General features: G+C 53.3%; 16 protein-coding genes. 10 read left to right on the forward strand and 6 right to left on the reverse strand.

Translation table 11 applies throughout. From position 1 onward, the window contains the following. Nucleotides 1–122: 122 nt before the first annotated feature. Genes parE through nudF form a run of 5 tightly spaced genes read right to left on the reverse strand, consistent with a single transcriptional unit; the run spans nucleotide 123 to nucleotide 4,531 of the window. Nucleotides 123–2,015, reverse strand: coding sequence for a DNA topoisomerase IV subunit B (gene parE, locus ACOTX3_RS02185; protein ID WP_013098740.1), 1,893 nt, complete (start codon nucleotides 2,013–2,015; stop codon nucleotides 123–125). A 28-nt stretch (nucleotides 2,016–2,043) separates the two neighbouring features. Then, entirely contained in the window at nucleotides 2,044–2,625 is a 582-nt protein-coding gene (yqiA, locus tag ACOTX3_RS02190) for an esterase YqiA (protein ID WP_014833291.1), read from the reverse strand. After that, on the reverse strand, nucleotides 2,625–3,452 hold the full coding sequence (cpdA, locus tag ACOTX3_RS02195; RefSeq protein WP_013098742.1) for a 3',5'-cyclic-AMP phosphodiesterase: 828 nt from the start codon (nucleotides 3,450–3,452) through the stop codon (nucleotides 2,625–2,627). The genes yqiA and cpdA overlap by 1 nt, the downstream gene beginning before the upstream one ends. A 27-nt stretch (nucleotides 3,453–3,479) precedes the next feature. Further along, a complete protein-coding gene (locus ACOTX3_RS02200; RefSeq protein ID WP_003862516.1) occupies nucleotides 3,480–3,902 on the reverse strand; it encodes a DUF1249 family protein in 423 nt (140 codons plus the stop codon). Beyond that, a complete protein-coding gene (gene nudF, locus ACOTX3_RS02205) occupies nucleotides 3,899–4,531 on the reverse strand; it encodes an ADP-ribose diphosphatase (RefSeq protein WP_058678710.1) in 633 nt (210 codons plus the stop codon). The genes ACOTX3_RS02200 and nudF overlap by 4 nt, the downstream gene beginning before the upstream one ends. Before the next feature lie 203 nt (nucleotides 4,532–4,734). On the opposite strand from nudF, the gene tolC reads away from it, so the two are divergent. From tolC to ACOTX3_RS02220, 3 genes are all read left to right on the forward strand, one after another. After that, entirely contained in the window at nucleotides 4,735–6,201 is a 1,467-nt protein-coding gene (gene tolC / locus ACOTX3_RS02210; protein WP_020689478.1) for an outer membrane channel protein TolC, read from the forward strand. Nucleotides 6,202–6,391: 190 nt separating this feature from the next. Next, a complete protein-coding gene (locus ACOTX3_RS02215) occupies nucleotides 6,392–7,057 on the forward strand; it encodes a DUF1190 family protein (protein WP_013098745.1) in 666 nt (221 codons plus the stop codon). A 2-nt stretch (nucleotides 7,058–7,059) separates the two neighbouring features. Further along, entirely contained in the window at nucleotides 7,060–8,220 is a 1,161-nt protein-coding gene (locus tag ACOTX3_RS02220; RefSeq protein WP_020689476.1) for a glutathionylspermidine synthase family protein, read from the forward strand. 79 nt (nucleotides 8,221–8,299) lie between these two features. Here ACOTX3_RS02220 and ygiD read toward each other — a convergent pair whose 3' ends face one another. Beyond that, the gene (gene ygiD, locus ACOTX3_RS02225; RefSeq protein WP_023620513.1) at nucleotides 8,300–9,088 is read right to left on the reverse strand and encodes a 4,5-DOPA dioxygenase extradiol; all 789 of its coding nucleotides are present in this window, start codon (nucleotides 9,086–9,088) and stop codon (nucleotides 8,300–8,302) included. A 196-nt stretch (nucleotides 9,089–9,284) separates the two neighbouring features. On the opposite strand from ygiD, the gene zupT reads away from it, so the two are divergent. The 7 genes from zupT to ACOTX3_RS02260 all read left to right on the forward strand — a co-directional run bounded on the left by zupT (nucleotide 9,285) and on the right by ACOTX3_RS02260 (nucleotide 18,757). Beyond that, the gene (gene zupT, locus ACOTX3_RS02230; RefSeq protein WP_013098748.1) at nucleotides 9,285–10,058 is read left to right on the forward strand and encodes a zinc transporter ZupT; all 774 of its coding nucleotides are present in this window, start codon (nucleotides 9,285–9,287) and stop codon (nucleotides 10,056–10,058) included. Between the two features lie 424 nt (nucleotides 10,059–10,482). Then, nucleotides 10,483–11,058, forward strand: coding sequence for a fimbrial-like protein (locus tag ACOTX3_RS02235; protein ID WP_013098749.1), 576 nt, complete (start codon nucleotides 10,483–10,485; stop codon nucleotides 11,056–11,058). A 78-nt stretch (nucleotides 11,059–11,136) separates the two neighbouring features. Beyond that, nucleotides 11,137–13,659 carry a fimbria/pilus outer membrane usher protein gene (locus ACOTX3_RS02240; protein ID WP_127869053.1) on the forward strand — a complete coding sequence of 841 codons (2,523 nt, stop codon included), beginning with the start codon at nucleotides 11,137–11,139 and terminating at the stop codon, nucleotides 13,657–13,659. A gap of 15 nt (nucleotides 13,660–13,674) precedes the next feature. Beyond that, complete coding sequence (locus tag ACOTX3_RS02245; RefSeq protein WP_020689471.1) at nucleotides 13,675–14,409, forward strand: fimbrial biogenesis chaperone; 735 nt, start codon at nucleotides 13,675–13,677, stop codon at nucleotides 14,407–14,409. A gap of 2 nt (nucleotides 14,410–14,411) precedes the next feature. Continuing rightward, nucleotides 14,412–15,473, forward strand: a complete 1,062-nt coding sequence (locus ACOTX3_RS02250) for a fimbrial protein (protein ID WP_127869054.1) — start codon at nucleotides 14,412–14,414, stop codon at nucleotides 15,471–15,473. 214 nt (nucleotides 15,474–15,687) lie between these two features. Further along, a complete protein-coding gene (locus ACOTX3_RS02255; RefSeq protein WP_038983453.1) occupies nucleotides 15,688–16,245 on the forward strand; it encodes a fimbrial protein in 558 nt (185 codons plus the stop codon). 76 nt (nucleotides 16,246–16,321) lie between these two features. Then, complete coding sequence (locus ACOTX3_RS02260) at nucleotides 16,322–18,757, forward strand: fimbria/pilus outer membrane usher protein (protein WP_176601163.1); 2,436 nt, start codon at nucleotides 16,322–16,324, stop codon at nucleotides 18,755–18,757. Nucleotides 18,758–18,762 lie beyond the last annotated feature (5 nt).

Raw genomic sequence — 18,762 nt, forward strand, 5'->3', positions numbered from 1 at the left:
GGGCATAAGCGACTCCATAAACGGGTTCTTATGCCTTAGTTGTAAGTGTCTACCATGTCCCCGAACAAGTGTTCACTATGTCCCCGGACCGTACATGGGGAGAGGGCTGGGGTGAGGGGACATCAGGCCTCAATATCCGCCATATCGCCTTTCTCCTGCAGCCAGTTGCGTCGGTCTTCCGAGCGTTTTTTGGCCAGCAGCATATCCATCATGGCGTTGGTTTGCTGTTCATCTTCATCGCTGATGGTCAGTTGAACCAGACGACGGGTGTTAGGATCCAGCGTGGTTTCGCGCAGCTGCATTGGGTTCATCTCGCCCAGCCCTTTAAAGCGCTGAACGTTTGGTTTGCCCTTCTTGCGCTTGAGCTGCTCCAGCACGCCCGCTTTCTCTTCTTCCGTCAGCGCGTAGTACACCTCTTTGCCGAGATCGATACGGTAGAGCGGCGGCAGCGCGACGTAGACGTGACCGTTTTTCACCAGCGTGCGGAAGTGCTTCACGAAGAGTGCGCACAACAGCGTGGCGATGTGCAGACCATCGGAGTCCGCATCCGCGAGGATACAGATCTTGCCGTAGCGCAGCTGGCTAAGATCTTCGCTGTCCGGATCGATACCGATCGCAACAGAGATATCATGCACTTCCTGCGAGGCCAGCACTTCATCGGACGAGACTTCCCAGGTATTCAGGATCTTACCTTTAAGCGGCATGATCGCCTGGTATTCACGGTCGCGCGCCTGCTTGGCCGATCCCCCTGCCGAGTCCCCTTCCACCAGGAACAGCTCGGTACGGTTAAGATCCTGCGCGGTACAGTCCGCCAGCTTGCCCGGCAACGCAGGACCGCTGGTGAGCTTTTTACGCACCACTTTCTTCGCCGCACGCAGACGACGCTGCGCGCTGGAGATCGCCATTTCCGCCAGCATCTCTGCGGCCTGAACGTTCTGGTTCAGCCACAGGGTGAAGGCATCTTTGACCACGCCGGAAACAAAGGCCGCGCACTGACGCGAGGAGAGACGCTCTTTGGTTTGCCCGGCAAACTGCGGATCCTGCATCTTCACGGAAAGCACGTAGGCGCAGCGATCCCAGATATCTTCCGCCGACAGCTTCACGCCGCGCGGCAGAATGTTGCGGTATTCGCAGAATTCACGCATCGCATCCAGCAGACCCTGACGCAGCCCGTTAACGTGCGTACCGCCGAGCATAGTTGGGATCAGGTTGACGTAACTTTCGGTCAGCAGCTCACCGCCTTCCGGCAGCCACAGCAGCGCCCAGTCCACTGCTTCGGTGTCACCGGTGAAATTACCGACGAACGGTTTTTCCGGCAGCGTCGGCAGGCCGTTTACCGCTTCGCACAGGTAGTCGTTCAGACCGTCGGCATAGCACCAGCTCTGCTCGGTATTGTTGACGTTATCTTTAAACGTGATTTCCACGCCAGGGCACAGCACCGCTTTAGCTTTCAGCAGGTGCGTCAGGCGAGAAACGGAGAAACGTGGGCTGTCGAAGAAGCTTTCGTCAGGCCAGAAGTGGACGCTGGTGCCGGTGTTGCGTTTACCGCACGTGCCGACAACCTGCAGATCCTGCACTTTCTCGCCGTTTTCAAACGCGATGTTATACACCTGGCCGTCGCGGCGAACGTTTACTTCCACGCGCTTAGACAGGGCGTTAACCACGGAGATCCCCACGCCGTGCAAACCACCGGAGAACTGGTAGTTCTTGTTGGAGAACTTACCGCCCGCATGCAGTCGGCAGAGGATCAGCTCAACGGCCGGTACGCCCTCTTCCGGGTGGATATCCACCGGCATGCCGCGACCGTCGTCGATAACTTCCAGCGACTGATCGGCATGCAGGATAACGTCGACGCGTTTGGCATGGCCTGCCAGCGCTTCGTCGACACTGTTATCAATAACTTCCTGGCCCAGATGGTTTGGGCGCGTCGTATCGGTGTACATCCCCGGGCGGCGGCGAACCGGCTCAAGCCCGGTGAGTACCTCAATGGCATCAGCGTTATAGGTTTGCGTCATGATTTAAACTAGCAATTCGCATTGATTGTCAGAGGCTGTGCAGTCCAAGAAAATCGACAATCTGGGTGAAATGATCTTCAAAGCCCGTGAAAGCATGGTTTCCGCCCTCTTCTATAGTCTGGCGGCAGGAGGCGTAATACGCCACTGCCTGGCGGTAATCCAGCACTTCATCACCCGTTTGTTGCAGCAGCCAGATCAGGTCCGGTGCTTCAAGCGGGTCGACCTGCATAACTTTGAGATCGTAAATATGGCGTGACTCTAGCACATATTGTTGGCCGGTGTAGGGGTTCTCGTTTTCGCCAAGAAAGTCCCGCAGCAGCTCAAACGGTCGAACCGCCGGGTTAACCACAACGGCGGGCAGCATAAAGCATTGCGAGAGCCATGTGGCGTAATACCCTCCCAGCGAGGAACCCACCACGCCGAAAGATTCGCCGCCGTGTTCCAGAACAATGGATTCCAGCATCTCCGCCGCCTCTGCCGGATAAGGCGGCAGCTGCGGGATAATCATCTCAACGTGCGGATGATGCTCGCTCAGCCACTGGCGTAACTGTGTCGCTTTGGCAGATCGCGGCGAGCTGTTGAACCCATGCAGGTAGAGGAGCGTAGACATCAATAGCCTTCTGAAGCAGTATCGGGGCGGAATTGCGCGCCTGCCAGACGGCAGACTTCCGTGGTCAGTGAACCATCCGCATGCAGTTCCAGCCAACGCCAGCCCGGCGCGATGGTATCCAGGGTAAAGTTCGCGCAGTGCGGCTTAAACTGAACGCAGGTCGACGGCGTCGCCAGCAGACGACGGCCATTCCAGTCGAGATCCTGTTCCTGATGAATGTGTCCGCACAGCAGATTCTTCACGCGCGGGAATTTCGCCAGCACGCTATCCAGGGCGGCAGAATTGCGCAGACTGTGTTGATCGAGCCAGCTACAGCCCGCCGGAAGCGGATGATGATGAAGCAAAAGCAGCGTATGTCGCGCCGGTTCGGCGGCCAGCTTGGTCTCCAGCCAGTCGAGCTGAAACTCGCTTAACTCACCGTGCGGGACGCCAAACACCTGGCTGTCGAGCAGCAGGATCTGCCACTGCTCACCGGCAAACACACACTTCGCCGGAGAGATCCCCGCCTCCTGAAGAGAGCTGTACATCGCAGGCTGAAAGTCGTGGTTACCCGGAAGCCAGACGCACGGCACGCTAAAGCTCGCTATGCCTTCAGCAAAATGCTGGTAGGCCGCGGAGGATTGATCCTGCGCCAGATCGCCCGTTGCAACGATCAGATCGCAGGCACGATTTTCAGCGTGAATAGCGCTAAGTACAGCCTGATAACTCTCCCAGGTGTTCACCCCCAGCAGCGTTTCATGCTTTTCGGCAAAAAGGTGAGTATCGGTGATTTGTAATATCCTGACTGGTGCCCCACCAGCAACAGTCAGGTTCAACAGGCTTTCCAAATGGTGTCCTTAGGTAGGTTTATGACGCTAACAAACCGGAATCGCCATTGCTCCATGTGCTAAACAATATCTTAGCCAGTCGGCTAAAAACTGGTTAATTTGATGCTTTTCGTCGCGTTGATGCAACTTTTTATTCGGGTAATCATACCGCGCTTTAAAACGAAAGATCTGCTGACTTGAACACACTTCAGCGACCATCGCGTCGTGGTAGAGCCGCACCGTCATTGACGGCAGGCTCCAGTAGCTAATGCTGGGTGCCGTTTGTTCGATTTCCACCAGCGTAGTGTAGCGCGTTGATTCTGTTATCGTTAATCGATACTGCGCGTTGCTCACCTGATAGCTTACCGTTTCGCCGGGTGCGTCGTTTCTCGGCAGCAGGCGGCGCAATTGTGCGAAATTGGTTTCGCACAGGCGCATCATTTCTGGGAAGTCAGGTGTATAACGCTTCATTTTTTCCACTCGTTTTGTAATGTCTGATAATGCAGTTGCAGCCATTGCAGGGCGATGACAGACGCTGCGTTGTCGATTTTCCCCTCTTCTACCCACTGGTAAGCCTGCTCCCGACTCACCACATGAACCCGAATATCTTCGTTTTCATCTGCCAGACCGTGGATCCCATCCGCGGTCGTGGCGTCCACTTCGCCCACCATGATGGACAAGCGCTCGCTGGTGCCTCCCGGACTGGCCAGATAGCTGAGCACCGGTTTTGTGCGGCCAACGATCAGCCCCGCCTCTTCCAGCGCCTCGCGGCGGGCAACGTCTTCAACCGACTCGCCCTCTTCGATCATGCCGGCGACCATCTCCAGCAACCACGGGCTTTCACTGACGTCATACGCCGCGATGCGAATCTGCTCAACCAGTACGACTTCATCACGCACTGGGTCAAAGGGTAGCAAGACTGCTGCATGCCCGCGCTCAAAAATTTCGCGCCTGATTTCGCCGCTCATCTCACCGTTAAACAGGCGATGCCTGAAACGGTAAAGTTCCATTGAAAAAAAACCGCTATAAAGCGTTTCTCGTGCAATAATTTCTACATCGTTTTTGGCGAATGTCACGGGCAACTTATCTGGTTTTTGCATGAGTCGAGTCCTGGTAGCAATGGTGATGAAATTATGAATTTCAAGGCTGTTTGGCTGCCGTTTGTAAGGCTATATGGTAGATTGGTGCAAATTAACGCCACATGGCACATTACGCCAACCTTTTGGTGTGGATGATTCTGTTAGAATCGGCAATTATTTTTAATTAGATCAGCGCTAATACTGCTTCACAACAAGGAATGCAAATGAAGAAATTGCTCCCCATCCTTATCGGCCTGAGCCTGACGGGCTTCAGTGCAATGAGCCAGGCGGAAAACCTGTTACAGGTCTACCAGCAGGCACGTCTGGGCAACCCTGATTTACGTAAATCAGCGGCCGATCGTGATGCTGCGTTTGAAAAGATTAACGAAGCGCGTAGCCCACTGCTGCCGCAGTTAGGTTTAGGTGCAGATTATACCTACAGCAACGGTTTCCGCGACGCTAACGGCGTTAACTCCAATGCTACCAGCGCCTCACTGCAATTAACACAGACGCTGTTTGATATGTCCAAATGGCGCGCACTGACCCTGCAGGAAAAGAGCGCGGGTATCCAGGATGTGACCTATCAGACTGACCAGCAAACGCTGATCCTGAACACGGCGACTGCGTACTTCAACGTGCTGAGCGCGATTGACTCGCTCTCCTATACTGAAGCGCAGAAACAGGCAATTTACCGTCAGTTAGATCAAACCACCCAGCGTTTCAACGTGGGCCTGGTCGCCATCACTGACGTGCAGAACGCCCGTTCACAGTACGACAGCGTACTGGCCAACGAAGTGACCGCGCGTAACAACCTCGACAACGCGCTGGAATCTCTGCGTCAGGTCACCGGTAATTACTATCCAGAACTGGCCTCCCTGAACGTAGATAACTTCAAGACCGATAAGCCGCAGGCGGTGAATGCCCTGCTGAAAGAAGCGGAAAACCGCAACCTGACCTTACTGCAGGCGCGTCTGAGCCAGGACCTGGCCCGCGAGCAGATTCGACAGGCGCAGGATGGCCACCTGCCAACCCTGAGCCTGAGCGCCTCCACCGGCGTGTCTGATACCAGCTACAGCGGTTCTAAAACCAACACCGCCCAGTATGACGACAGCAACCAGGGCCAGAACAAAGTCGGCCTGAGCTTCTCACTGCCGCTGTATCAGGGCGGTTTGGTGAATTCTCAGGTGAAACAGGCGCAGTACAACTTTGTTGGCGCAAGCGAGCAGCTGGAAAGCGCCCACCGCAACGTGGTGCAGACCGTGCGTTCGTCGTTCAACAACGTGAACGCTTCTATCAGCAGCATCAACGCGTATAAACAAGCCGTTGTGTCTGCCCAAAGCTCCCTGGATGCAATGGAAGCCGGTTACTCCGTCGGTACCCGTACGATTGTTGACGTGCTGGACGCGACCACCACGCTGTATAACGCGAAACAGCAACTCTCCAGCGCACGTTACCAGTACCTGATTAACCAGCTGAACATCAAGCAGGCGCTGGGTACGCTGAACGAGCAGGACCTGCTGGCGCTGAACAATGCGCTGGGTAAACCGGTCTCAACCTCGCCGGACAGCGTGGCACCGGAGAACCCGGAGCAGGTTGCTGCGGTTGATAACTTCAACGCTAACAGCAGCGCGCCTGCTGCACAGCCAGCGGCTGCGCGTACCAACACCGGCAGCAATCCGTTCCGTCACTAAGAGTGTCATCAGGCCCACTGCGGCCTGATGCTCTCACCCCAGCCCTCTCCCCGTGGGAGAGGGAGCATCTGAATCACATCCGAACGTAAGCCAACGTAAAGATCCCCCTGATTCCGACCCTCTTCGCTTCATTTTCAACCACTCATCCTCTATCCTGAGCGTTATAACCACTGGGTCCTGGAAGACAAATATGAAACGGACAAAATCCATAAATCACGCTTCGTTCCGCAAAAGCTGGAACGCGCGTCACCTTACCCCTGTTGCGCTGGCGGTCACCGCTGTCTTTATGCTGGCAGGCTGTGAGAAAAGCGATGAAACGGTCTCTCTGTATCAAAATGCGGAAGACTGTTCAGCCGCAACCGGTAACGCGGCAGAATGTAAGACCGCCTATAACAACGCCCTGAAAGAAGCGGAACGTACCGCACCGAAATATGCCACACGCGAAGACTGCGTGGCAGAGTTCGGTGAAGGCCAGTGTCAACAGACACCGGCTCAGGCGGGAACGGCGCCAGAAAATCAGGCGCAGGCTCAGTCCAGCGGTAGCTTCTGGATGCCACTGATGGCCGGCTATATGATGGGCCGCCTGATGGGCGGCGGGGCGGGTTACCAGCAGCAGCCGCTGTTTAGCTCGAAAAACCCGGCCAGCCCGGCCTACGGCCAATACACCGATGCCAGCGGCAAAGGCTATGGCGCAGCAACGCCTGGCCGCACCGTGACCGTACCGAAAACGGCGATGGCTCCGAAACCGGCTACCACCAGCACCATCACCCGCGGCGGGTTCGGTGAATCTGTGGCGAAACAGACCAGCATGCAGCGCAGCGCGACGGGTACGTCAACTCGCTCAATGGGCGGCTGATCATGGAACGAGTCAGTATCACCGAGCGCCCGGACTGGCGCGAAAAAGCGACCGAATACGGTTTTAACTTCCACACCATGTATGGCGAGCCGTACTGGTGTGAAGACGCTTACTACAAACTGACGCTCGCCCAGGTGGAAAAACTGGAGGCGGTGACGGCAGAGCTCCATCAGATGTGCCTGAAGGTTGTCGAGAAAGTGATCGACAGCGACGAGCTGATGGCTAAATTCCGCATTCCGAAGCACACCTGGGGCTTTGTGCGCCAGTCGTGGAAAACCAGCCAGCCCTCGCTCTATTCTCGCCTTGATCTGGCGTGGGATGGCGTGGGTGAACCTAAGCTTCTTGAAAATAACGCCGATACACCAACCTCTCTGTATGAAGCGGCCTTCTTCCAGTGGATCTGGCTGGAAGACCAGATGAACGCCGGAAACCTGCCGGAAGAGAGCGACCAGTTCAATAGCCTGCAGGAAAAGTTGATTGAGCGTTTCGCCGAGCTGCGTGAACAGCACGGTTTCAACCTGCTGCATCTCGCCTGCTGCCGTGACACGGAAGAAGATCGTGGAACGGTTCAGTATCTGCAGGATTGTGCTGCCGAAGCGGAAGTCGCCACCGAGTTTCTCTATATAGAAGATATCGGTCTGGGCGAGAAAGGTCAGTTTACTGACCTGCAGGATCAAGTGATCAGCAACCTGTTCAAGCTCTACCCGTGGGAATATATGTTGCGTGAGATGTTCTCCACCAAGCTGGAAGACGCTGGCGTGCGCTGGCTGGAACCGGCGTGGAAGAGCATCATCTCCAACAAAGCCCTGCTGCCGTTGCTGTGGGAAATGTTCCCGAACCACCCGAACCTGCTGCCAGCATACTTTGCGGAAGATGATTATCCGCAGATGGAAAAATATGTCGTGAAGCCAATTTTCTCCCGCGAGGGGGCAAACGTCTCCATTATCGAAAACGGTAAAACGCTGGAAGCGGTTGAAGGGCCTTACGGCGAAGAAGGGATGATCGTCCAGGCGTTTTATCAGCTGCCAAAATTTGGCGACAGCTATACGCTGATTGGCAGCTGGCTCATCAACGATCAGCCTGCCGGGATTGGCATCCGCGAAGATCGCGCGCTGATCACGCAGGATCTGTCACGGTTCTATCCGCATATTTTTGTTGAGTAGAGTGCGGCCTGATGCCCTCTCCCACGGGAGAGGGTGTAAACACTAAAAACGGCAACCGCAGGTTGCCGCTTTGCTTTTATTACCCCACCTGCACCGACAGCATACTCAAACTCCCCATCTCAATACCGTCGACCGGGATTGTCACCGGTTCCTGACCATCCCACGCGCCAAGAACGTACAGCAGCGGCAGGAAGTGTTCCGGCGTTGGGTTAGAGAGCGAACCGCCTTCGTGATCCAGATAGTTCACCAGCGGATGCTGCTCAACCGGGCCTTGCCAGGTCAGATTGTCTTTAACGTAATCGTTAAAGGACGTTGCCCATGGGTAAGGTGTATTTTCACCGTGCCAGCGCGCCGTGCGCAGGTTGTGTACCACGTTACCGCTTGCCACCAGCATAATGCCTTCATCACGAAGCGTAGCCAGCTTGCGGCCCATCTCCATGTGCCAGGCTGCCGGTTTAGTGCTGTCGATACTCAACTGCACCATCGGGATGTCGGCGTCCGGGTACATTTTTATCAGCACGCCCCATGAGCCGTGGTCAAAGCCCCAGGCCTCTTTATCCAGCGCGACCGGGACAGGGGCCAGCAAATCCACCAGCTTCTGTGCCAGCTCGGGCGAGCCGGGGGCTGGATAGTGCGTGTCGTACAACGCCTGCGGGAAACCGCCAAAATCATGGATTGTTTTTGGCGCCTCCATGGCGGTTACGCCAGTGCCACGGGTGAACCAGTGTGCAGATACCACCACAATCGCCTTCGGACGCGGCAACGTCTCGCCCAGATGACGCCACGTGCGGGTGTAGACGTTGTCTTCCAGAACGTTCATTGGGCTACCGTGGCCTAAAAACAGTGCTGGCATACGTGAAGAAGTCATGGTGATATCCTTACAGAAGGTGTCAATTTGATGGTGCTACATTACGCTTAACACGACAAAGATGAACGCAGATAAGCGTGAAGATCATCATCAGGAAATTTGAATGTAAGTAATATGTAAAACAGAGGTTCCCCTCTCGCTTTGGCCAACGTGAATTATTAGTATTAATGAGAATCATTATCAAAAGGAGCATTGCATGTCCGTCCCCTTGATCCTGACCATCCTGGCGGGTGCCGCCACCTTTATCGGTGCGATCCTCGGCGTGCTTGGTCAAAAGCCGTCTAACCGCGTGCTGGCCTTTTCACTGGGATTTGCTGCCGGCATTATGCTGCTCATCTCTCTGATGGAGATGCTGCCTGCCGCACTGGGCACAGAAGGCATGTCTCCGGTACTGGGTTACGGCATGTTTGTTTTTGGTCTGCTGGGCTATTTTGCCCTTGATCGCATGCTGCCCCATGCACATCCGCAGGATTTGATGCAAAAAAGCGTCGCGCCGGTGCCGCAAAAGATTAAACGTACTGCCATCCTCCTGACGCTCGGCATCAGCCTGCACAACTTCCCGGAGGGTGTCGCGACCTATGTCACCGCCAGCAGCAACCTGGAGATGGGTCTGGGTATCGCCCTGGCGGTGGCCTTACACAATATTCCTGAAGGGCTGGCCGTTGCCGGGCCGGTTTATGCCGCCACGGGGTCAAAACGCACCGCCGTGTTCTGGGCCGGGATATCGGGAATGGCAGAAATTCTCGGGGGCGTACTGGCGTGGCTGATACTGGGAAGCCTGGTTTCACCGGTGGTGATGGCCGCCATTATGGCCGCAGTTGCGGGGATTATGGTGGCGCTGTCGGTTGATGAACTGATGCCGTTGGCGAAAGAGATCGATCCTAACAATAATCCGAGTTATGGGGTGTTGTGCGGAATGTCTGTAATGGGATTAAGCTTGGTGTTGTTACAAACGGCAGGTATTGGCTGAACGGTTGCGCTTCCTTATTTGAGGGAGCGCAATTTCTTTTAATGTCAGTGAATGCCAACTATCAGTATTAATGATATAAAGTCCGGCACCATACTTTCTAATCGCCATAGAATTCACTTAAGAAATATTATTTATAACTATTCCCCGTAAAATAATTACCGCTTCGTGTATTTAAAAAAACTCAAAAGATTGATGTCAATCACTATTTAAACCGAGCATTCTGGCTGTTGAGCAACAGCATTTTTCCCATTTATAATTTCAAATGATTTATTAATAGCCTCTAAATTCCCCATTTAGAAATACTCACGAGATGAACCATATTGCGACTGGTATATTTCGACCGCTTTAATGAAATAAAAGTGTTGCAATATTAATTCATTAAAATTATTGCGCCATCCACTCTTAGATAAAGGATTATATCTTCATGTTTAACAAGACTATTCTGGCAGTTGCGACAACTGCATTGCTTTCTGGTCTGTCATTTACTGCTATGGCAGCAGATAACCAGGGCTCGGGGAAGATCACGTTCACCGGTGAAGTTATCAGTGCGCCTTGCTCTATCACCCCGGGAGATGAAAATCAGACGATTGAATTAGGAGAAGTCGCGGATAGCGTGCTGAACAGCGGTAAAAACTCGCTGCCGGTTGACGTGAATATCCACCTGCAGGATTGCATCCTCTCTTCTACCACCGGACAAACCACCACCACGATCGACAAAGTGAAGGTCACCTTTGCCTCCGCCAGTACCGATTCGACCGACACCAGCCTGATGAAAAACACGCTTGACGGCAACATCGGCGGTGCAACAGGTGTGGGCGTTCGCTTGCTGGATAGCGGCAGCAATAAAGTCACGCTGGGTACGCCGATTGAAGTGTCATTCCCTACCACAAATGCCTATCAGGAACTGAACTTCAAAGCCCGCATGGAACCGGTAGCTGGCAGCCAGGCTACCCCGGGTAACGTTCAGGCCCAGGCGAACTATATCCTTGAATATAAGTAATTTGATTGCCGTCTGAAAACGTAGCCGATGAAGGACTCATCGGCTTTTATGCCTTCTTTTTAAAAGCGAAACGGATTTATGCTAAAACACTCAGCGCATCAACTCTCCCGCCTCTCTGCTTTTATAAAGTATTCGCTGAGTGTCACACTTTACTCAGCTTTATTCGTGTTGCCTGTCTCCGCGGTTGAATTCAACACAGATATGATTGACGTTGAAGACCGAAGTAATATTGATATTTCCCAGTTTGAGAAAAAAGGCCACATCGCGCCGGGTAGCTATCTCGTCCGCATTCAGGTCAATAAAAACACGTTGCCTCAATCCGCAACAATGGAGTGGATCGCAACGGAAAACGAAAGCGGTTCGCAAATTTGTGTGAATGCCGGGCAGTTATCCGCTTTCGGACTGAGCACCGATTTTATTTCGCGGCTCCATTATTCTCAGGGCGGACGTTGCCATGATCTTTCGGCTGTTCCTGAGCTGGGCTTTTCCCTTAATAAAGGGACGATGGTGCTTTCCGTCACCGTTCCCCAGGCATGGATGAAATATCAGGCGAAGAACTGGACGCCGCCGGAATATTGGGATGAAGGCATTGCGGGTGTTTTACTTGATTATAATCTCTATGCCAGCCAGTACGATCCGCACGGGGGCGACGACAGCCAGAATTTCAGCGCCTACGGCACGCTCGGGTTTAACCTCGGCGCGTGGCGTCTGCGTTCAGATTATCAATATAACCAAAACTTTCGTCACGGTGAGTCTACAGGCAGCGACAGCAGTCTGGCACGAACCTATCTCTACCGCCCTCTCCCTTCGCTGTCATCAAAAGTGACGCTGGGGCAATATGATTTAAGCTCAGATATTTTTGATACCTTCCACTTTACCGGTGCCTCACTGGAAAGTGATGAAAGTATGCTGCCGCCTGATTTACAAGGTTATGCACCACAAATTAACGGCATCGCGCAGACCAATGCCAAAGTGACCGTCTCCCAGTCTGGCCGCGTTCTTTATCAAACAACCGTCGCGCCGGGCCCGTTCACCATTTCAGACCTGGGTGAAACCTACCAGGGACAGCTGGATGTGGTGGTCGAAGAGGAAGATGGGCGCAAAACCACCTTCCAGGTGGGTTCATCCTCAATCCCCTTCCTGACCCGAAAAGGCCAGGTGCGCTATAAAACATCCATCGGTAAGCCCACCGCTACGGGCCATAACGACATCAATAACCCGCTTTTCTGGACAGGTGAACTCTCGTGGGGCTGGCTGAGTAATGTGTCACTGTATGGCGGCACCCTGCTGACGGCGGATGATTATCAGGCCATGACCACCGGTATCGGCTTCAACCTGGATTCGTTCGGCTCGATCTCTTTTGATGTGACGGGCGCCGAGGCCACGCTCCATCAGGGAAAAAATGAGACACAGCGTGGGTACAGCTATCGCGCCAACTACGCAAAACGTTTTGAGGCGACCGGCAGCCAAATCACCTTCGCAGGTTATCGATTCTCGGATAAAGAATATGTCTCAATGAGTGAATATCTCGCCTCCCGGGACGGAGATACCTCAACGACAAACGAAAAAGAGAGTTACGTTATCTCCTTCAACCAGTACCTTGATTCGCTGGCATTAAATACCTATCTCAACGTCACCCGTAACACCTACTGGGACAACAGCAGCAACACAAACTACTCCTTTTCGCTGAGCCGCAATTTTGATATCGGCAACTTAAGAGGTTTATCCGCATCGCTGGCGCTAAGCCGCGTGAGCTGGGATGACAGCGACGAAAACCAGGTCTATTTCGCCTTCACCCTCCCGCTGGAGCAAAATCGTAGCATTATGTACAGCTACCAGCGTTCAGGCGGCGACAGCGCGTCTCATATGGCTTCTTACTATGACGCCTCCGATCGCAACAATACGTGGAATCTCTCGGCCTCTACGACGGAAGACGATTTGCGCGAAGGCGAACCGTCATTGCGCGGCGGATACCAGCACTATTCTCCTTATGGACGCCTGAATCTTTCAGGAAGCGTTCAGCCCAATCAATACCGTTCGATCAGCGCGGGCTGGAACGGCTCGATCACCGCCACGCGGTATGGCGTAGCCCTGCATGATTACAGCCCGGCCAATAACGCCCGCATGATGATCGATGCCGATGGCGTTGACGGAATTGAGGTCAACAGTTCGCGCACGCGCACTAACGCATTCGGTATTGCTGTCGTCCCCTCACTCAGCAACTACACCACCTCCACGGTGCGCGTTAACAGCAACACGCTGCCTGATGGCGTGGATATAGCAACCTCCGTTATTCGCACCACGCTGACGGAAGGTGCCATTGGTTACAGCAAGCTGAACGCCACCACGGGCTACCAGATTGTCGGCATTATTCGACAAGAAAACGGTCAGTTCCCTCCTTTGGGCGTCAGTATCGTCGACAGCGCTACGGGTAAAGAGGTCGGTCTGGTTGCCGAAGAAGGGTTCGTTTATCTCAGCGGGATTCAGGAAAACAGTACGTTACGTCTCACCTGGTCTGACAAAGCGTGTGAAATCACGCCGCCGAACCAAAGTAACCTTAACGGTGACGCTATATTTTTACCTTGTAAAACAGTGCATTAATTCAGGATGAATAAAATGAACATCACGATGATTTCAAAAGGACTTATCTGTTTCCTTGGCACGTGCAGCTTTGCCTGGGCCACCGTATCGCCCGACAGAACACGCATCATTTTCAACGCCTCCGCAAAAAGCGTGTCGGTCAGACTGATAAACCAGAGTAAAACCGATCCTTATCTGGCTCAGTCGTGGATTGAGGATAAAGAGGGTAAAAAAACGCGCGAGTTTATCTCTCCTGTTCCGCCACTGTTGCGTATCGAGCCGGAGGAACAGGCGCAGGTTCGCCTGATGGCGCAGCAAAACCTCAGCCGGCTTCCAGCCGATCGAGAGTCGCTGTTTTATTACAACATGCGGGAGATCCCACCCAAAGCCGAGCAGAAGAACGTGATGCAAATTGCCATGCAAAGCCGCCTTAAGCTGTTCTGGCGGCCAAAAGCCATTGAGCTGAAGGAGGGCCAGTTTGTTCCGCTGGATAAGGTGGTTATATCCCGCGCCTCGGGTACGCTGCAGTTTAAAAACAGCAGCCCCTATTACATCACCGTGGGCTATATCGGCCTGAACGGTAAAACCTTATTGCCGGGCGCAGAGAGCGTAATGATTGAGCCGTTTGGTCAGGCCAGCCAGTCACTGGCTAAGTTGCCCGCTGAATTTCAAGTCGGCTATATCAGCGATTATGGCGGTCTGGAAATGTTTAAGGTGAGTTGTAACGCGGTGCAGCCTGCCTGCCAGAGCAAACCGGTGAATAAGGGATAATGATGAAAAAAATATATCTCGCGGTGATTGCCCTTTTATGTTTGTTCTCATCCTCCGCATGGGCGATGGACTGTTACAAAGATTCATTAGGCGGCCAAAGTCTGGTCACAACAACGCTCCCGACGTTCACGGTCCCAGCCAACGCCCCAGCCGGACAAAAAATTTGGGAAAGCGGCGATTTGCTGGTGACGGTATATTGCGATCACGCCACCCGCGACAGTACAAAACCTGTCTCGCAGGATCCCTGGAGTGAACACGTTTATGCCTATATCCTGGACAGTTTTCATAACACCGATAGCCTGATGACCAACAATCCCTATCTGGCGTTTGGCGTAACCTATAACGGTATTGACTATGACATCCCCGATATCAAAATTGATACGGGAGCCTGCCTTGATAAGCAGGATGATAAGTGGGGTGACTACAAGGAAGCAGCCTGCAATGGCGTCACAATTCAGAAAAACATCACGTTTAGCGTGCGCTTTCGTCTCTACGTGAAGCTAAAAGCGATACCAAAAGAGCAGTTTGACTATACCTTTCCCTCCGTCACCGTACTGACGTTTGACGGTTCAGGCGGAATCAACACGCTTTCGAATGCAAAAAACCTGCATTACGACATTACCGGACTTTCAAATATTCACTTCCTGGACTGCGGTGTGGATATCCGGATCTACCCTGAAAATCAGATTGTGAATTTTGGCCAGTTTACGGAGAGCGCAGTCAACGCCAACGCCGTCACCTCACCGTTTAGCATTTCGACAATCCGGGATGCCACTGCTGGCTGTTCAGAACAATTTGACGTAACGACCAGCTTTTACACCACCGATACGCTCTACGATAATACGCATCTGGACATGGGAAATGGTTTACTCATGCGTCTCATTGATAAAACCAATGGCGATGTGACGTACAACCAGTATCTTCCTTTTGCAACCTATCACCCTGATGATACGGAGACGACGCTGACGCATGACTATACGGCGGAGCTAACCCGTAAACCTGGTGAAGCCGTTATTCCTGGACCATTCAGTAAAGACATTATTGTCAAAATCAATTATCAATAATTGATCAAAAAGCAGACCAGCATCTCCTGTTGGTCTGCTTATTTAGCCCCTCGCCCTCTTTTTTCTATGTAAGCCATTCACTTCAATAATTAATAAACGCATACTTAAAGAGTCTTTAATTATTTTTTAATCACTCATTGTTACAATTAGTTTTAGAATACAACCGCCTCAAACATCAATATCTCTTAAATATTATTCATAACAAGGATATTTCATGCGAAATATTTCAAAAACACTTTTGGCGGTTGCTTTAGGCTCTTTTATCTCTGGCAATGCACTGGCAAGCGATCAGGGCTCCGGTAAAATCACCTTTAAGGGCGTTATTATTGACGCACCATGCAATATTGCACCAGACAGTATTGATAAAGAGATTGAACTTGGCCAGTTCACCACGGCGGTGATGAACGTGAATAAAAAATCCACGGCGGTACCGGTTGATATCAACCTGGAAAACTGCCAGCTTGACGCAGCGGATGAAACCGCAACGCCCGTCACCAAAGTGGACGTAACCTTCAGCAGCACCGCTACCGACGCAACCGATACCAGCCTGATGAGCAACACCTATGCGGGCGGCGCGCAGAACGTGGGCGTTCGTTTGCTGGATAATGCAGAGACCCCTATCACGCTTGGTACAGCTCAAACTGTCGATCTTTCTGCGGGTTCAGCGACCCAGACGCTGCACTTCAAAGCGCAGATGGAAGTGGTCGATGGTAAAACAGCAACGGCTGGCCAGGTCGAATCTACCGCGAATTACGTCCTGTTGTATAAATAAGTCCATACCGTTAATTATATTTCGGCTGGCAATATATTTGCCAGCCATTGCCGTAATTTTATTTGAGAGCTGAATGATGAAATACAGTGCATTCTCGATCATCATTGCTGGCTTTCTTACGCCTCTTCCACTGGCCGCCGTTGAATTTAATATTAACGCTATTGATAAAGATCAGCGCGGCAATGTTGATTTATCCCAGTTCAAAGATAAGAACCACGTTGCGCCGGGTCATTATTTCGTTACCGTTGCAATTAATAATACGCCACTCGCTAGCGGCTGGCAGTTAGCCTGGTATAAAAAAGACGATACAACGGAAGTCTGCATTCCGTCCGATCTGGCGGACACTTTTGGTCTGGACGATAAATACCGCAGCATGCTGACGGTTAACGCGGGCTGTGTCGACTTTTCCCCGCTGCCGCAGGTTCGTTTCGAGTTTATTCAGGCAACGCAAACGCTGGAAGTCACCCTACCTCAGGCCTGGCTACAGTACCGTTCCACCAACTGGATGCCGCCCGCGACCTGGGACAACGGTGTCTCAGGCGTGCTGCTGGATTACAATTTGTTTGCCAGCCGCTATCAGCCAGATGAGGGGGCAAGCAGCGATAACGTCAATACCTACGGGACCGCTGGCGCCAACCTGGGTGCCTGGCGACTGCGGGGAGATTATCAGTACGCCCTTAACCGTACGGAAGGGAGGTCGCAGAGCGACGGCCGCCTTTCTCGCGCCTACCTTTTTCGCCCTCTGCCTGCATTCGGCTCAAAGTTCACGCTGGGTGAGTCAGATTTTCAGTCGGATATTTTCGACGGATTTTCCTACACCGGAGCCTCACTTATCAGCGACGAGCGCATGCTCCCCTGGTCTCTGCGCGGCTACGCGCCACAAATTTCTGGTATTGCTCAGACGAATGCCACCGTGACCGTCAGCCAGGCGGACAGGATTATCTATCAAACCAAAGTCCCCCCGGGCCCTTTCGTCATACAGGATATCAACCAGTCCGTACAGGGAACGTTGGACGTCACCGTCGCCGAAGAAGACGGTCATACCAGCACCTTTCAGGTTTCTGCTGCCTCTGTGCCTTTCCTGACGCGACAAGGCCAGGTTCGCTATAAGCTGGCGGGCGGTAAACCCCGTCAGGACAGCTCGCATCAGGTCGAAAACGAGGCCTTTTTAAGCAGCGAATTCTCCTGGGGCGTACTCTCCCGGACCTCCCTGTACGGTGGGATCCTGAACAGCGGTAATGATTACCGCGCGCTGGCGGCAGGTATCGGGCAGAACATGGATATGCTGGGCGCGTTGTCATTTGATGTCACCCAGGCCAGCAGCCAGCACGAGGGGGAAGCAAAGCAGACGGGATACAGTTACCGCATCAACTACAGCAAGCGTTTCGACACCACCGGGAGTCAGCTCACGCTTGCCAGCTACCGCTACTCCGACAGCCGCTTTCTCAGCTATGCCCGCTTTCTTGAAAAAGACCGGGATCACGCGGAAACGGAAAAACAGACGCTAAGCATCACTGCCAGCCAGTACATCCCCGCCCTGTCGCTAAACCTTTACCTTGGTCTGCTGCGCCAGACCTGGTGGGACAGAGCCCCCTCCACCACTGGCACACTCACGGCAGGATACAACTTCGACCTTGGTCGCTGGAAAAACCTTGGCGTGACGGCCTCATGGAGCAAAACACATTATCAGGATCAAGGCGATGACACGCAGGTTTACTTCTCTTTAAGCATTCCCCTCGATCCGGATCATCGCCTCAATTACGATCTGAGAAACAGCGACACGACGCGTCAAACGCTCTCCTGGTATGACTCTTCAGACAGTAACAATACCTGGGGGATATCCGCTGGTACCGAGAGCGAAAAAACTGATGCCGGGGCGCAAGTCAGCGCCAATTATCAGCACTATGCCGGGACGGGAGATCTGAACCTGTCCGGAAGCTACAAGGCCCATGACTACCGTTCCGTCAGCGCGAGCTGGAACGGCTCGTTTACCGCAACCGCCCACGGGGCGTCGCTTCATCGCCGGAGCTACGGCAACGAACCGCGCGTGATGGTCAGCACGGAAGGGATCGACAATATACCGCTGAATATGTCCCGCGATACCACCAACATGTTTGGTATTGGCGTCCTGCCCGCCTTTTCGAGCTATATGCCCGCCAGCGTACAGGTCAATCTGAATAACCTGCCAGAGGGTGTCGATGTCGATAACCACGTCATTCGCTCCACCTGGACCGAGGGTGCAATCGGTTATCGGCTGATTGCGTCCCGTCAGGGTCAGGATGTTGCCGGGATCGTGCGTACCGCCAGCGGCACGCCGCCTCTCGGCGCCCAGGTGCGTGAGCAGGATTCAGGCAAAGAGGTGGGCATTATCGCCCAGGACGGACACATCTGGCTGGGGGCGGTAAAAGCTGAACAGCACTTTATCGTCACCTGGGGAGACGATCAGCAGTGTCATTTCTCCCTGCCAGCTTCTCTCGACAACACTACGCAGCTGATGCTGCCCTGCCAGTAACTTAT

The sequence above is a fragment of the Enterobacter cloacae complex sp. IR5384 genome, assembly GCF_049237265.1.
Classification (GTDB): Bacteria; Pseudomonadota; Gammaproteobacteria; order Enterobacterales; family Enterobacteriaceae; genus Enterobacter; species Enterobacter cloacae.

Excerpts from the sequence above, each read along its gene's own strand:
- parE (WP_013098740.1), bottom strand. The coding sequence starts at position 2,015 with ATGACGCAAACCTATAACGCTGATGCCATTGAGGTACTCACCGGGCTT.
- yqiA (WP_014833291.1), bottom strand. The coding sequence starts at position 2,625 with ATGTCTACGCTCCTCTACCTGCATGGGTTCAACAGCTCGCCGCGATCT.
- ACOTX3_RS02200 (WP_003862516.1), bottom strand. The coding sequence starts at position 3,902 with ATGAAGCGTTATACACCTGACTTCCCAGAAATGATGCGCCTGTGCGAA.
- nudF (WP_058678710.1), bottom strand. The coding sequence starts at position 4,531 with ATGCAAAAACCAGATAAGTTGCCCGTGACATTCGCCAAAAACGATGTA.
- tolC (WP_020689478.1), top strand. The coding sequence starts at position 4,735 with ATGAAGAAATTGCTCCCCATCCTTATCGGCCTGAGCCTGACGGGCTTC.
- ACOTX3_RS02215 (WP_013098745.1), top strand. The coding sequence starts at position 6,392 with ATGAAACGGACAAAATCCATAAATCACGCTTCGTTCCGCAAAAGCTGG.
- ACOTX3_RS02220 (WP_020689476.1), top strand. The coding sequence starts at position 7,060 with ATGGAACGAGTCAGTATCACCGAGCGCCCGGACTGGCGCGAAAAAGCG.
- ygiD (WP_023620513.1), bottom strand. The coding sequence starts at position 9,088 with ATGACTTCTTCACGTATGCCAGCACTGTTTTTAGGCCACGGTAGCCCA.
- zupT (WP_013098748.1), top strand. The coding sequence starts at position 9,285 with ATGTCCGTCCCCTTGATCCTGACCATCCTGGCGGGTGCCGCCACCTTT.
- ACOTX3_RS02235 (WP_013098749.1), top strand. The coding sequence starts at position 10,483 with ATGTTTAACAAGACTATTCTGGCAGTTGCGACAACTGCATTGCTTTCT.
- ACOTX3_RS02240 (WP_127869053.1), top strand. The coding sequence starts at position 11,137 with ATGCTAAAACACTCAGCGCATCAACTCTCCCGCCTCTCTGCTTTTATA.
- ACOTX3_RS02245 (WP_020689471.1), top strand. The coding sequence starts at position 13,675 with ATGAACATCACGATGATTTCAAAAGGACTTATCTGTTTCCTTGGCACG.
- ACOTX3_RS02250 (WP_127869054.1), top strand. The coding sequence starts at position 14,412 with ATGAAAAAAATATATCTCGCGGTGATTGCCCTTTTATGTTTGTTCTCA.
- ACOTX3_RS02255 (WP_038983453.1), top strand. The coding sequence starts at position 15,688 with ATGCGAAATATTTCAAAAACACTTTTGGCGGTTGCTTTAGGCTCTTTT.
- ACOTX3_RS02260 (WP_176601163.1), top strand. The coding sequence starts at position 16,322 with ATGAAATACAGTGCATTCTCGATCATCATTGCTGGCTTTCTTACGCCT.